The organism is Hymenobacter nivis, assembly GCF_006439025.1.
Lineage (GTDB): Bacteria > Bacteroidota > Bacteroidia > Cytophagales > Hymenobacteraceae > Hymenobacter > Hymenobacter nivis_A.
On the sequence record NZ_RCYZ01000006.1, the window covers coordinates 1 to 14,645 of the forward strand.

Consider the following 14,645-nt stretch of genomic DNA (forward strand, 5'->3'; position numbering starts at 1 on the left):
CAACCAGCGATGGTGCGCCAATCCCGAAAAGCCGTTCTCAGTTCGGATCGGAGTCTGCAACTCGACTCCGTGAAGCTGGAATCACTAGTAATCGCGCATCAGCAATGGCGCGGTGAATACGTTCCCGGGCCTTGTACACACCGCCCGTCAAGCCATGGAAGTTTGGTAGACCTGAAGCCGGTGCTCCGCAACGAAGCCGGTTAGGGTAGAACAGGTAACTAGGGCTAAGTCGTAACAAGGTAGCCGTACCGGAAGGTGCGGCTGGATCACCTCCTTTCTGGAGCCGCTTCGCCCCCGATGGGGCCAGCCAACTCGTTTCAATAATAATTACAATGTGTCTGTTTCCTCATTCAAATAATTTAAAGAATTAAAGGTTATAGCCATTAATTCTCAGTTGCCACAAACAGTGTGGCAAACGTTCTTTGACGTAAGGGTAACCAAAAAAGAGAAGTAAAAAGCGGGCTCAGCTATTTTATAATAGTTAAGCACTTCGTTCCTGCTTTTAGTAGGACGAAGCGCAAGTAAGAAGTAAGCAAGAGCACACGGGGGATGCCTAGGGTCTCAGAGGCGAAGAAGGACGCGATAAGCTGCGATAAGGCTTGGGGAGGGGCACATACCCGTTGATCCGAGCGTTTCCGAATGGGGCAACCCCGCGACTGGAAGAGTCGTGAGCCGACTGGCTAGTCCAGCGGCGGCAAACGCAGGGAACTGAAACATCTAAGTACCTGCAGGAAAAGAAAATAACAATGATTCCCCAAGTAGTGGCGAGCGAACGGGGAGGAGCCCAAACCACGGCGGTTACGGCCGCTGTGGGGTTGTAGGAAGGTGAAAAGAACCGGGAATACCGGAGTGAAAAGAACCTGAAACCGTGTGCTTACAAGCAGTCAGAGGGCTTTAGTGGCCTGATGGCGTGCCTTTTGCATAATGAGCCTACGAGTTACTCCTCCCCGGCAAGGTTAAGTGGTTGAAGCCACGGAGCCGCAGCGAAAGCGAGTCTGAACAGGGCGCGTAGTCGGGGGGGGTAGACGCGAAACTTGGTGAGCTACCCATGACCAGGATGAAGGTGCGGTAACACGCACTGGAGGTCCGAACCAGTTTCCGTTGAAAAGGATTTGGATGAGTTGTGGGTAGGGGTGAAAGGCCAATCAAACTGAGAAATAGCTCGTACTCCCCGAAATGTATTGAGGTACAGCGTCGGCGTAGAGCGTGTTGGAGGTAGAGCTACCGATAGGACTAGGGGGTGTCAGAGCCTACCGAATCCTGACGAACTCCGAATGCCAGCACGTATAGCCGGCAGTGAGGCCTGGGGTGCTAAGGTCCCCGGCCGAGAGGGAAAGAACCCAGACCAACAGCTAAGGTCCCTAAATCTAGATTAAGTTGAACAAAGGAGGTCCGATTGCTTTGACAGCCAGGAGGTTGGCTTGGAAGCAGCCATTCCTTTAAAGAGTGCGTAACAGCTCACTGGTCGAGCGATCGGGCGTCGATAATACGCGGGCATCAAATCTAGTACCGAAGCTTTGGATGCGACCTGCAAAACGGTTGCGTGGTAGGGGAGCATTCTTCTTGCGGAGAAGCCGCATCGTCAGGTGTGGTGGAGCGTGGAGAAACGCATATGTAGGCATGAGTAACGATAATGGGGGTGCGAAACCCCCACGCCGATAGACCAAGGTTTCCAGCTCAACGCTAATCGGAGCTGGGTTAGTCGGGACCTAAGGAAAAGCCGAGAGGTGTATTCGATGGCCAGCTGGTTAATAGTCCAGCACTGATGAATTGAAGTGATGCAGTGACGCAGAAGTGAAAGCACCGCGGGCGGACGGAAGTGCCCGTTGAAGGGCGTAGGTATTGGGACCGTAGTTAAGTACGCGGACCTAGCCGAAACCTGATAGTACCGCACGGCCTTCGGGCCACGCGGATAGTGTGCCTAATCCGACTGCCAAGAAAACCTGCTAAGCGTTTTAATTGATTCATCACCCGTACCGCAAACCGACACAGGTGGTCAAGGAGAGTATCCTGAGGCGCTCGAGTGAATCACGGCCAAGGAACTCGGCAAAATGGACCTGTAACTTCGGGAGAAGGGTCGCTTCCTCGTTGCAAGACGAGAAGCCGCAGTGAAAAGGCCCAGGCGACTGTTTAACAAAAACACATGGCTATGCCAACGCGCAAGCGGACGTATATGGCCTGACACCTGCCCGGTGCCGGAAGGTTAAGAGGGGAACTTAGTCGCAAGGCGAAGGTTTGAATCGAAGCCCCGGTAAACGGCGGCCGTAACTATAACGGTCCTAAGGTAGCGAAATTCCTTGTCGGGTAAGTTCCGACCTGCACGAATGGTGTAACGATCTGGGCGCTGTCTCAGCCGTGAGCTCGGTGAAATTGTAGTCTCGGTGAAGATGCCGAGTACCCGCCACGGGACGGAAAGACCCCGTGCACCTTTACTATAGGTTGCCATTGGTGTTGGGTTCGGCATGTGTAGCATAGGCGGGAGGCGCTGAGCCGGGGACGCTAGTTCTCGGGGAGCCACCGTTGAAATACCGCCCTTGCCGTGCCTGATGCCTAATCCGCAGTGCGGAGACAGTGGCTGCTGGGTAGTTTGACTGGGGTGGTCGCCTCCAAAAGAGTATCGGAGGCTTTCAAAGGTCCGCTCAGTCCGCTTGGTAACCGGACGCAGAGCGCAATAGCAGAAGCGGGCTTGACTGCGAGACCCACAAGTCGAACAGGGTCGAAAGACGGATATAGTGATCCGGTGGTTCCGCATGGAAGGGCCATCGCTCAAAGGATAAAAGGTACGCCGGGGATAACAGGCTGATCTCCCCCAAGAGCTCATATCGACGGGGAGGTTTGGCACCTCGATGTCGGCTCGTCACGTCCTGGGGCTGGAGAAGGTCCCAAGGGTTCGGCTGTTCGCCGATTAAAGTGGCACGCGAGCTGGGTTCAGAACGTCGTGAGACAGTTCGGTCCCTATCTGTGGTGGGCGTTGGATATTTGACAGGACCTGTCCTTAGTACGAGAGGACCGGGATGGACCAGCCGCTGGTGCGCCGGTTGTACCGCCAGGTGCAGCGCCGGGTAGCTACGCTGGGAGGAGATAAGCGCTGAAAGCATCTAAGTGCGAAACTCACCTGGAGATGAGATATCCCAATTGGAAGGGCCGTGGGAGACGACCACGTGGATAGGCGGCAGGTGAAAAACCAGAAATGGAATAGCCGAGCCGTACTAATGGCCCGAGGGCTTCGCTCGGTCGCCGCCAACTTTATTGTAAGTCCCCTGTCCAATTGCTTTAATCAGCACTGGGCAGGGGACTTTTGTTTTAACCTGTAATTCATGTCACCAGACGCCCATGAAAGAAGGTAACGACTCTAATAAATATTGTAGCGTGAGTATTTATGAATTTGTGTGCTTCTCACTACTTGAGCGAGAGTGCTTGATTAACTGATAGTGGTTTGTTGTATGAGTCGGTGCAAATACAAATCGTAGTGGGCGACCCTAATTCAATTCTATACGGGCTTTAGCAAGGCATGCTTAAATGTAACTATTGTTACTAGGTGAAAGCGTGCTTGGGATTGCTATTTGGCCATCCAGATTGGCTGCCTTATACATCTAAGCCTTATTCTTTTACGAGCAAGGCCCCCTTATTGTAGGCCACAATTACTCATGAGCACCCGTGTGCCGGTACAGGTTTGGTGATCCGGTGGTGGATACATAAGTGCCAAATACGCTGGGTAACAAGTGTCGTAGCTGTGGAAATAGATGACTTTGGTCTACTATGTAAGCGGGTGGTCTAGCTCCTACTTGCCGGCCAATGCGGACTACAGCAGCATACTGGTCGAGATGGCCGAAATCGCGCAGAGCTAAATTCCAGTTGAGGTAAGGTGTGGCTGAAGTGTTGGTGAGGTAGGCGCGGCGGTCGGGGCCCAGTACGAGTACGCGGTGGTTACGCAAGTCGGATAAAGCCGGATCGGGGCGGAGGGCGAAGCTGCTTTCGGCAGGCAAGCGTAATACGGTTTCGAGGCCGGGCACCAGGGACCGGTATCGTACTACCGCCACGGCAGCCAAGAGCACTAGGAAAGTCACTTCAGGGGCCCAGGCTGGCCGGCCGGCTTGCCATAGGAATAGGCTGAAGTACGCCAACGGCGGTAAGAGCAGTACCAAGGCCCCGGGGGCAGTACCCCCGCCGCCCGCCAATATTAGCAGCGCGGTTAGCAGCCAAGCTACCATTAGCTGCCGGAATTTGGCCTGAAAAACGGGGCCTAGTGGTGCGCCCAGCCCCCGCAGTACGGCGAGTAGCAGCACCGCTGCTGGCAGGGCCAGCAGCCGCAATTGCAAAGCCAACGGCAATCCGCTGGGGGCCCCAGCGCGGAAGCTGTGCCAGCCCGGTTCGAGGTGAAACTGCACAAAGTTGGGCAGGGCCCCGGCATAAAGAAAATACGTGGCCACCACTGCGTAGGGAAACAGTAACCCGCACAGCAATAGCAAAAAGCTGCGAAACGCGTTGGCCGCAAAGATGATAACGGCAAACAGCCCCACGCCCGCAAATAATACCAGCGGCAGGTAGCACAAGCCGGCTAACCCCACCAAAAAACCGGCTCGGAATAGGCGGCGGTTGTCATAGCCCTCGCGTGAGGTCGGGATAAGGGCGCTGAGAGCGAACACTACAAAGGTGTGCCCTACTAACAGCGGTGATAGTGCATCGAGGTCGGTGCTGATGCAGCTTACCACCAAGTACACGAGGGCCACCAAGTAGCCGCGGTCAGGAAAGGCGTCGGCTCGGTCGAGCACGAAGTTGAGGCGCAGGGCTTGTAGCAGCAGCATGACCAGCGCCAGGGCCCGGTATAGGAATACCGGCCGGGTGCCTAACCAATCGAGTCCGCCGAATAAATACGATACCAGCGGCGCCGTACCGTCGTATAGGTCGCGGTAGGGCAGGGCCCCGCCGTGCACCCGCTCGCCCACCAACAGGGCCCCTAGCTCGCCGCCGGTGAGGGGCAGGCCTTGCAGGGCCAGCAAGGGCAGACGCAGGGCCAGCAGCAGGGCCAGCAGTCCCAGCAGTTGGGCGGGCAACGAGCCCCGGAAAAAGCGCAGCACGGCGAAAAGTGAAAAAGAAGAGTGGAATTGTTCCGACAAAGGTATTCGCCACCCGGTGGGGCCCCCACTGGTTGCGGCCAGGGGTTACAGCTTCGTTGCGCAACGGCGTTCGGGCTGGCTTCCCGCGGGCGTACCTTTGCAAACTATATGGAAAGCAAACGACAGCAAAAAATGGCCAGCCTGCTCCAGCAGGAACTGGCCTCCGTGTTGCAGCGCGACCTGCCGCACTTGTTCGGTGGCGGGCTGGCCCCAAGCATCAGCCTAGTGAAGATGACGCCCGACTTGGGCCAGGCCCGGGTGTACCTGAGCCTGCTGCTGGGCAACGACGCCGATGCCCGCCTAGCCTTGGTGCGCGACAGTGCCAAGGAGATTCGCCAGGCCCTGGCCAAGCGCATCCGCAAAACGGCCCGCGTGGTGCCCGAGCTCACCTTCTTCCACGACGACAGCGCCGCTTACGCCGCGCACATGGACGGCGTGCTTGGCCAGTTGCACATCCCGCCCGCCCCGCCGGCGGCTCCCGACGCCGGGGAGGGCCCCGGCGAGTTGCCCGCGCCACGCCCGCGCCTGTTCAAAGGTGAATGAGTGAATGCGTAAACGAGCGGAGGGCCCCCTGCGGCCTGCGCTCGTTTACGCGTTTGACCATTCACTCATTCACTCATTCGCTCATTCACCGTCCTTGTACTACGACCCGATTAAGAAGACGCTCGGCGAGGTGTTCAACCGCACCCCGGGCCTGCGCCGGTTGTTTTACCACTTGCTCGATTTGCTGCTGCTACGCACCTGGCACGTGCACCGCGAGCTGCGCCAGTGGGCCCGGGGCCGCACCCAAGAGCCGCTGAACATCCTCGACGCGGGGGCCGGCTATGGCCAGTACAGCTACTGGCTGAGTGGCCTGGGCCGGGCCTGGCACATCTTAGCCGTGGATGTTAAGGAGGAGCAGGTCGCCGACTCGAACCGCTTTTTTCGCCAGATTGGGCGACCCAACGTGCAGTTTGCCGTGCAAGACTTGGTGCTGTACCAAGAGCCTAATAGCTTCGACCTGGCCCTGTCCGTGGACGTGATGGAGCACATTGTGGAGGATGTGGAGGTGTTCCGCAACATCCACGCCTCGCTGAAGGACGGCGGGATGCTGCTCATCTCCACGCCCAGTGACCAAGGCGGCTCCGACGTGCACGACGACGCCGAAACCAGCTTCATCGAGGAGCACGTGCGCGACGGCTACAACATCCACGAAATCCAGCAGAAGTTGCGCACGGCTGGCTTCGAGCGCATCGAGGCCCGCTACAGTTACGGCGAGCCCGGCCAGGTATCGTGGCGCCTGAGCATGAAGTACCCCATCCTGATGCTGGGCAAGTCGCGGCTGTTTTTCGTGCTGCTGCCGTTCTACTACGCCGTCGTGTTTCCCTTTTGCCTGGTGCTGAACTGGCTCGACGCCCGCTCGGCCCACGATTCGGGCACAGGCCTGATTGTGAAAGCCTGGAAATAGGGCCCCGGGGCCCTCGCCGCCGTGGGCAAAAGCCCGTATCTTGCTTTCGTTTCGTTCCGACCACCGTTTGCCGCCCCGCTTGATGGACCCCAGCAACTTTCAGATTTTTATGGATGCGCTGTTGAACCGGACGGAGCAGCAGGAGGCGCGGGCCGCTACGACCAACGAGCTATTGCTGCAAGTGGTGCAAGAGCAGCGCAGTGCCCGGCAAGACAACCAGAAGTTTCAGCAGCAGCAAAGCGTATTCAACCAGCGCCTGCTGGAATGGACGGACCGCCAGGAGAAGTTCAATGAGCGCCAGGAGAAATTCAACGAGCGCCAGGACCAATTCAATATCATTTTTTTAGATGAAATCCGGGGCATGAAGAAAGACATCAAAGAATTGTCTGATGTCGTGTTAAAACAGCACGAAACCCGCCTCAAGCGCTTGGAGGACTTCATGGACGGCTTTCTCCGCAAAGCCGGCTAATCCGACTCCGTGAACGTTCCCTTCCTCATTGCCCGGCGCTACTTTTCCTCGAAGAAAAAGCGCAACATCATCTCCATCATCTCCAACATTTCGATGATTGGGGTGGCGGTGGGCACCATGTCGCTCATCATCGTGCTCTCGGTCTTCAACGGGCTCGAAGACTTGGTGCGCACCCTCTACGGCAAATCCGACCCCAACCTTGTCATCACGGCCACCAAGGGCAAGTCCTTTGTCGTCAATGCGCCGCTGCTGCAGCGCATCCAGGCCACGCCCGGCGTGGCCCTGCTCACGCAGGTAATTGAGGACAACGCCCTGCTGCAATACCACGACCGCCGGATGGTGGTGAAGATGCGCGGCCTGAGCGAAAACTACTTCGGCCAGAGCGGCATCGACGCCAGCATCCGCGAGGGCGACCACCGCCTCTACCACGACAGCATCGACTTTGCCCTCATCGGGGCCGGCGTGCAGCACGAGCTCAGCGTGACGCTCAAAAACGGCCTCACGCCCATGCGCATGCTCTACCCGCGCAACACCGCCGGCAAAACCCTGAGCATGGACCCCAGCAAGGCCTTCAACGAGGAGAACCTGCAGGCCGGGGGCGTGTTCCTCATCGAGCAGCACATGGACGACAGCTACGTGTTTGTGCCCCTGCGCTTTGCCCAGCGCCTGCTGGGCTACGGCAGCCGCCGCACGGGCCTCTACGTGAAGGTGGGCGACAGCTTTAAGGTTGAGACCGTGAAGCAGGAGCTGCGCGACAAGCTGGGGCCCCAGTTTACGGTGCTCGACTCCGACGAGCAGCACGTGAGCCTGCTCAAGGCCATCAAAATTGAGAAGCTGTTCGTGTTCATCACCTTCGCCTTCATCCTGCTCATTGCCTCGCTCAACATCTTCTTTTCGCTCTCGATGCTGGTCATTGACAAGAAAAAGGACATTGCCGTGCTGATGGCGATGGGCGCAACGGAGGAGATTGTGCGCAAAACCTTCCTGGGCGTGGGGGCCATTGTGGCGCTGGTGGGCGCGGTGGTGGGGCTTGTTTTGGGTGTAGGCATTTGCTGGGCCCAGCAGCGGTTTGGGCTGGTAAGCATGGGCATGGCCACGAGCATCGTCGATGCGTACCCGGTGAAGATGAAGCTGTCCGATATTCTACTCACGAGCTTGGCCATTGTGCTTATCACGCTGGCCGTGAGCATCCGGCCCGCCCTGAACGCCGGCCGCCTGGTATTGCGCGATAACCTGTAGGCCGGGCCGGCCGTAAGGCCTCGCAAGCTCCGCAATAGGGCCCTAATCCATTTTTCGGCGCGATAAAGTCCAAAAAATATGCGGTGCGAACCCACGCGGGGCCCTAACTTGCGCCCTCCCGTGGCCGCCTATGAAAGTATCGTCTACCGAACCTTTTCAGATTGTTTACTCGCTCTTCGAGCACGAGTTCCTGGGCCACTTATTTGCGGCCTACTTGGTGCAGCGCGGGCCCAAGGGCCAACTTACGCTGCTGCACCAAACGGCCTCGGCCCGCAATGCGCCCGAGTTTGCCTGTGGCCTTGATGCGGTTGATTTTGAGCTGATTGAGCTCTGCGACCAGCTTCAGCAAGAAGCAGTCATCAAGGAATTCTGGCCCCGCAAGATCGCGGCGGCCGACTTTTTTCTGAAAACGTACAATCCCGACAAGGGCGACAAGCCGCTGCAAGACGCCGTGGCGCGCTATGTGCAAACGCGCATGGCCGCCGTGCTGGCCCGCCTGCACGGCAAGCAAGTGTTCATCATGGGGCGCGACGGCGAGCCCACCTGGCGCGAAATTGCGCTGGCCCCGGTGCCGGCCTCGGTGCTGTTCCACTTCCGGCGCAACGACGATGGCACGCACTACTTCCCTACCATCCAGTACCAAAACCAGAAGCTGGACTTCCAGTACAAGGGGGCCCTACTGGTATGCCAGCAGCCGGCCTGGTTGCTGCTGGATGGCATCATCTACTCGTTCCACAACGACGTGGACGGCCGCAAGCTCCAGCCGTTCCTCAACAAGAAGTTCATTGTGGTGCCCCGGCAGGTGGAGGCCAGTTATTTCCAGAAGTTTGTGGCCCCGCTCATGGAAGCGTTTGATGTGCACGCCCGCGGCGTGGGCTTCGCCGTCGTCACGGACCGCTACCGGGCCCAGCCGCGCCTTACTTTCAGCGACGTGCCGCCCGCCGGGGCCCTGCCCGAGGTGCCCGAACGGCCCCCGGGGCCCCCACGCCGCGGCCGCGTGCCCCAGCCCAAGCCCGCCGCCGCGCCCAGCACCGACCGCCTGTACTTCCACCTGGGCTTCCGCTACGGCGATGCCCAGGTGCCCTTCGACCCCGGCAAGCGCGTGAGTGTGCGCCTGGAGCAAACTGCCGACAGCTATACCTTCCACCGCTTGCTGCGCAGCGCCGACGAAGAGCGCGCCGCCCTGGCCGCCCTGGCCGCCCGCGGCTTGGCCCTGCCCGACGGCCGCGCAGAACTTGACCGGGCCACTGCCTTCCAGTGGCTGCACGACAACGCGGAGGCACTGGTGGCCGAGGGCTTTGCCGTGGAGCCCGCCGCCGGGGCCAGCCAGCCCTACTTTTTGGGGCCTGTGCGCGTCGAGCTGGGCATTCAGGAAGCCGGCGACTGGTTCGACGTGCGGGGCACGGTGTACTTCGGTGATATTGCGGTGCCGTTCATTCGGCTGCGGGGGCACATTTTGCAGCGCCGGCGCGAGTTCCGGCTGCCCAACGGCCAGGTGGCCATCATCCCCGAAGCCTGGTTTACCGACTACCTGGAGCTATTTGCCTTTGCCGAGGAGCAGGACGAAACCCTGTCGCTGCGCCGCCACCACCTCGCCCTCGTGGCCGATTTGCAGAGCAACGAGCTGGCCACCGTGACGCTGGGCCGCAAGCTGGAAAAGCTGCGCGACTTTGCCGAGGTGGAGGACCACCCGCTGCCCGTGGGCTTTCGCGGCGAGCTGCGCTCCTACCAAAAGGCCGGCTACAACTGGCTGCGCTTCGTGCAGGACTACCATTTTGGCGGCTGCCTGGCCGACGACATGGGGCTGGGCAAGACGGTGCAGACGCTGGCCATGCTCCAGCAGCGGGCAGAGAGCGGGGCAGCGCAGGGCGCGGCATCGCTGCTGGCACTGCCTACCTCGCTGGTGTACAACTGGTTGAACGAAGCGCAGAAATTTACGCCTGGCCTGCGGCTGCTCGTGTACACGGGTACCTACCGCAACAAGGACGTGGCCCAGTTTGCCGATTATGACGTGGTGCTGACCAGCTACGGCATCGTGCGGCTGGACGCCGAGCTGCTGGCCAGCTACAAGTTCGACTACGTGATTCTGGACGAGTCGCAGGCCATCAAAAACCCGTCGAGTACCACCTCGCAGGCCGTACGGCAGCTGCACTCCAAGCACCGGCTCATCCTCACGGGCACGCCGGTGGAGAACAGCACGATGGACTTATGGTCCCAGATGTCGTTCATCAACCCCGGGTTGCTGGGTACGCAGGCGTTTTTCCGCAAGGAATTTCTCAAGCCCATCGAGCAGCACCGCGACGAGGGCCGCACGCGCCGCCTGCACGCGCTCATCAAGCCGTTTATCCTGCGCCGCCACAAGGAGCAAGTAGCCAAAGAGTTGCCGGCAAAAACTGAGCAGCTCAGCTACTGCGACATGACGCCCGAGCAGGCCCAGGCCTACGAGGAAACCAAGAGCTTCTACCGCAACAAAATCCTGCAAAACCTCGACGAGCACGGGCCCGCCAGCACGCAGTTCCTGCTGCTCCAGGGCCTCACGCGCCTACGCCAGATGGCCAACCACCCGCACCTCGCCGACCCCACCTACACCCACGAGTCGGGCAAGCTGCGCGAGGTGCTGCGCATGGTGCGCAACGTGGTGGCCGAAGGGCATAAAGTGCTGGTGTTTAGTCAGTTTGTTCAACACCTAGCCCTGGTGCGCGCCGCCCTCGACGAGCGCCAGCTGCCCTACGCTTACCTCGACGGCAACACCCGCGACCGGGCCGCCGAGGTGGCCCGCTTCCAAGAAAACGACGCGCTGCAAATCTTCCTCATCAGCCTGAAAGCTGGCGGCGTGGGCCTTAACCTTACCGCCGCCGACTACGTGTTCCTGCTCGACCCGTGGTGGAACCCAGCGGTGGAGGCCCAGGCCGTGGACCGGGCCCACCGCATCGGCCAGCAGCGGCCGGTGTTCGTGTACAAGTTCATTACCCAGCACACGGTGGAGGAAAAAATCCTGGCCCTGCAACAGCGCAAGCTCAACCTGGTCAGCGAGTTGATAGCTACTGACGAAGCGGTTATCAAAACTTTGACGCGGGCCGATATCGAGGAGCTGCTGGGGTAGGGTGGGGGCCCTGGCAATTGCTGGGGCCCTCCAGGAGTTGCCTTGAGCCATCATAATCCCTGCTTCGTGCGTCCGTTCCTGCTAGAGTTCGTTGATTCGGCCTTTTTTCAGGCGTTCATGATTGGTCTGATGATCGTCGTGGGGCTTGGCGTGCTTGGCGCTGCCGCGGTGCTGTGGGTGCTGGCGCGGGACGGGCTGCGGGGGTGGCGCAACTTGCGGGCCGCCCCGGGGCCCCTGCCGTGGGCGCAGCGGCTGGAAGCGGTGAGGTTGCTGCTGCCTGTTGCGTTGGTGGGCCTATTGGCGGCGGGAAAAGGGGGGCAATACCTTTACCAAAGCGACCAAGAAGGGCAGCGGTGGGGGGCTTTGCAAACCCAGAAAGTTGCCCTGCAAAGCCGGGCTCCGGGCCGTTACTTCTTGGCTGATACCCTGCTGCGAAGCAAGCCCTACCCAAAATTGGTGCACCGCCTTTCGAAAGCCAACTGGCCTTTGCCCGATACCACCGTGCTGGTGGCGGGCCAGCCGTACAGCCAGGGCGTAGAAGGCCGCCGGCGACCCACGCCCTACGCCGAGCTGACACTGCGCGCGAACGGTACGTTTGACTACCACAGCAACATTGAGGACGACGCCACCGGCAACCAAGCGGCGGGCATCTGGAAGGTGGAGTGCGTGGCGTGCCAGGCGCTGCCTTCGGCGTCCGCGTACGACATCAGCAGCTACGCCCCGCTTTTTTACGTTACTGACCGCCTGACGGGCGAGTACGCGCCAACGGGTGGGGCCCTGGCGGCGCGCTTCGAAAATGGTCGCCTCATCTTTTGGGGCAGCCGTTACGACGGCGGACGCCTGTCGCAGTTCGAGCTAAAAGCCGCTGCCCCCGGGGCCCCGGCAACGGGTTGGTGAGATGAACAGTAACGCCGCTGGCCCGCCCTACTAGAACCACTCAAACCCCGGGCTCGCCCCCGCGGTTGCTATGCCTCCTGGGGTCCCACTGGCCCCCTCAACCGATATGCTTTCCGAACCCACTTACCTGGCCGCCCGCATGGTGGCCCCCGCCCTCGAAAACCACTTTTTGCAGCACCTGGCGGCGGCCCGCCAGCTGGGGGCCGAGCTAGGCGAGGTGCCGCCAGCTGGCCTCATGGAGGTGGTGATTGACGTGGCGTTCTGGGCCAGCCTGCGGCGCGAAGAGGGCCGGCCGCCGCGCATCTCGCTGGCGCTGCTGCCTCCTACCGACGCTGCGGGGCCCCTGGTGTTTGGGCACCGGCCGCGGCTTACGCCCCAGGCTCTCATTAAGTTGGCCCCGGCCGTGGAGCATCCTGGCGTGCACTTGGGCGTGTGGCACGACGACGACGGCCTGTACCTGTGGGGGGCCGCCACGCGCATCCCGCCGGTGTGCTTCGTGGTGGAAGTGGTGGAGCCGGGCCTGCTGGTGGTGAAGCACCGCCGGGCCGACGGTTTCGGCAAGTTTGTGAACGTGGCCGTGCTGAGCGGCGACCAGGTGCGCATCGTGGACGAAGAAAACCTGGGCTTGGACGAGTACCCGGAGCTGCGGGCGTCGCTGCCCAGCATCCCGGCCCCGGTGGGCGCCACCACCATCGACGTGCTGGTGGAGCTGGCTTCGGCCATGCGGGCCCACGGCCGCGGCGGCCTGGTGCTGGTGGTGCCGCCCGGCTCGGCGCGCTGGGAAGGCTCGGTGGTGCAGCCCTTGAGCTACCCGGTGCTGCCGGCCTACCCGGGCATTACGGCCGCGCTGGCCCAGGCCGGCCCCGAGGGCCCCGAGGCCACGCTGCGGGCCATCGAAATCGTGGGCGGCTTCACGGCCGTCGATGGGGCCACCGTCATCAGCCAGGACTACGAATTGCTGGCCTTCGGTGCCAAGGTGACGCGCGCCGCCCACAGCCGGCCCGTCGAGCACCTCATCGTGACCGAGCCCGTGCTGGGCAGCACCGCCCTGCGCACCCACCCGGCCCAGAACGGCGGCACGCGCCACCTGGCCGCCGCCCAGTTTGTGCACGACCAGCGCGACGCCTTGGCGCTGGTGGCCTCCCAGGACGGCAACTTCACCGTGTTCGTGTGGTCTGAAGGCCTCCAGCAGGTGCACGCCCACCGCATCGACGTGCTGCTGCTGTGAGCCGGCCCGCTGGGCCCCTAGCGCGCCGCGGCAAAAGCCTGGCAGGCGGCGGCCACCTGCGCCACGTCGGCCGGGGTGTGCAGGGCGTTGAGGACCACGCGGGTAATGCAGGCATCGGCCGGGGTAGGGTAGGCAAAGCTGGAAACCACGATGCTGCGCGCTTCCAAAAAAGGGGCTAGTGCGTTGGCCTCGGTGTAGAATACCGGGAAGCCTGGCTGGTGGCGAAACAAGCCCAGGGGCCCCACGGCGGCGGCAAACTGCGCCACCCGGGCCCCCAGCCGCTGCCGCGCCTCGGCGTACAGCCCCGCCTTTTCGGCCGCCAAAAACGCCCACAAGTAGGCCGGCACCGCCGGCGAGCTGGCCCCAAAAAAGGCAGAGCCCCGCAGCTGGGCAATGAACGCCGCATCGGCCAGCACCGCGCCGGCTGGCACCCCCAGCGCCTTGCCCAACGAGCTGACCACCACCAGCCGCACATGCGGCGGCAACCGCGGCAGGCGCGTGGCGATGCCGGCCCCGCCGCGCCCGGTCAGGCCCAGGCCGTGCGAGTCGTCGAGCAGCAGCGTCACGGGGCGGTCGGAGGGCAGGTGGGCGGCCCAGGCAAAATTGTAGGGTTCCAGCCGCAGCGGGTCGAGCGAGTTGCTGACGATAACCACCGGGCCCGGCACTTCGGCGGCCAGGCGGGCCAGTAGGTGCACGGCCCACGCGGTGTGGGGCCCCGGGGGCACCGGCGCGGCCTGGCCCGCCAGCCAGGCCGCCGGGTGGGTGCCGGGCGCATACTCGAAGCGGCCGGCGCCGGCCAGGGCAGCCACTGCCATTTGCCCCGCCAGGTAGCCCGACGATACCGTGAGGGCCCCCGCCGTGCCCGCCCAGGCGGCCAGGTGCGCCTCGGCTTCGGCAAAGATTTGCAGCTGGATGCCCGACCCGCGCGAGCTGGAATAGTTGGTGCCGTAGCGGGCCAGCCCCTCGGCCAGCAGGGCGGCGAAGGCGGGGCTGCGGGCCACGCCCAGGTAGCCGGTGCCGCTGCAAAACAGGTACTCGCGGCCCGCGGCCGTGCGCAGGGTGCGGCCGGGCAAGTGGTCAGTGTCGAACATGGCGCGGCGGCAAAGGTGGCTGGCAAGTTAGGTGGGGCCCTGGCTGCCAACCAA

The 14,645-nt window shown here is 61.8% G+C and carries 9 protein-coding genes and 2 rRNA genes; 9 read left to right on the plus strand and 2 right to left on the minus strand.

The window, feature by feature from the left end:
* A 16S ribosomal RNA gene (locus EAH73_RS14450) occupies positions 1-277 on the plus strand; the annotation flags it as partial.
* 245 nt (positions 278-522) lie between these two features.
* Positions 523-3,233: ribosomal RNA gene (locus tag EAH73_RS14455) — 23S ribosomal RNA — on the plus strand.
* 408 nt (positions 3,234-3,641) lie between these two features.
* Here EAH73_RS14455 and EAH73_RS14460 read toward each other — a convergent pair.
* Positions 3,642-5,078: a hypothetical protein gene (locus tag EAH73_RS14460; RefSeq protein ID WP_140467763.1), complete on the minus strand. Its 1,437-nt coding sequence runs from the start codon at positions 5,076-5,078 to the stop codon at positions 3,642-3,644.
* Positions 5,079-5,225: 147 nt separating this feature from the next.
* Between EAH73_RS14460 and EAH73_RS14465 the strand changes: the two genes are divergently transcribed.
* The 7 genes from EAH73_RS14465 (at position 5,226) to EAH73_RS14495 (ending at position 13,500) form a co-directional block, all read left to right on the plus strand.
* Positions 5,226-5,660 carry a ribosome-binding factor A gene (locus EAH73_RS14465; protein WP_140467765.1) on the plus strand — a complete coding sequence of 145 codons (435 nt, stop codon included), beginning with the start codon at positions 5,226-5,228 and terminating at the stop codon, positions 5,658-5,660.
* Positions 5,661-5,754: 94 nt separating this feature from the next.
* Positions 5,755-6,564: a class I SAM-dependent methyltransferase gene (locus EAH73_RS14470; protein ID WP_140467767.1), complete on the plus strand. Its 810-nt coding sequence runs from the start codon at positions 5,755-5,757 to the stop codon at positions 6,562-6,564.
* 67 nt (positions 6,565-6,631) lie between these two features.
* Positions 6,632-7,033: a hypothetical protein gene (locus tag EAH73_RS14475; RefSeq protein ID WP_140467769.1), complete on the plus strand. Its 402-nt coding sequence runs from the start codon at positions 6,632-6,634 to the stop codon at positions 7,031-7,033.
* A gap of 9 nt (positions 7,034-7,042) precedes the next feature.
* Positions 7,043-8,272 carry an ABC transporter permease gene (locus tag EAH73_RS14480; RefSeq protein ID WP_140467771.1) on the plus strand — a complete coding sequence of 410 codons (1,230 nt, stop codon included), beginning with the start codon at positions 7,043-7,045 and terminating at the stop codon, positions 8,270-8,272.
* Between the two features lie 130 nt (positions 8,273-8,402).
* Positions 8,403-11,375: a DEAD/DEAH box helicase gene (locus EAH73_RS14485; RefSeq protein WP_140467773.1), complete on the plus strand. Its 2,973-nt coding sequence runs from the start codon at positions 8,403-8,405 to the stop codon at positions 11,373-11,375.
* A 66-nt stretch (positions 11,376-11,441) separates the two neighbouring features.
* Complete coding sequence (locus tag EAH73_RS14490) at positions 11,442-12,272, plus strand: hypothetical protein (protein ID WP_140467775.1); 831 nt, start codon at positions 11,442-11,444, stop codon at positions 12,270-12,272.
* 106 nt (positions 12,273-12,378) lie between these two features.
* The gene (locus EAH73_RS14495; protein ID WP_140467777.1) at positions 12,379-13,500 is read left to right on the plus strand and encodes a putative sensor domain DACNV-containing protein; all 1,122 of its coding nucleotides are present in this window, start codon (positions 12,379-12,381) and stop codon (positions 13,498-13,500) included.
* A gap of 17 nt (positions 13,501-13,517) precedes the next feature.
* On the opposite strand, the gene EAH73_RS14500 is transcribed toward EAH73_RS14495, so the two are convergent.
* Positions 13,518-14,591, minus strand: coding sequence for an aminotransferase class I/II-fold pyridoxal phosphate-dependent enzyme (locus tag EAH73_RS14500; RefSeq protein WP_140467779.1), 1,074 nt, complete (start codon positions 14,589-14,591; stop codon positions 13,518-13,520).
* Positions 14,592-14,645: the final 54 nt, after the last annotated feature.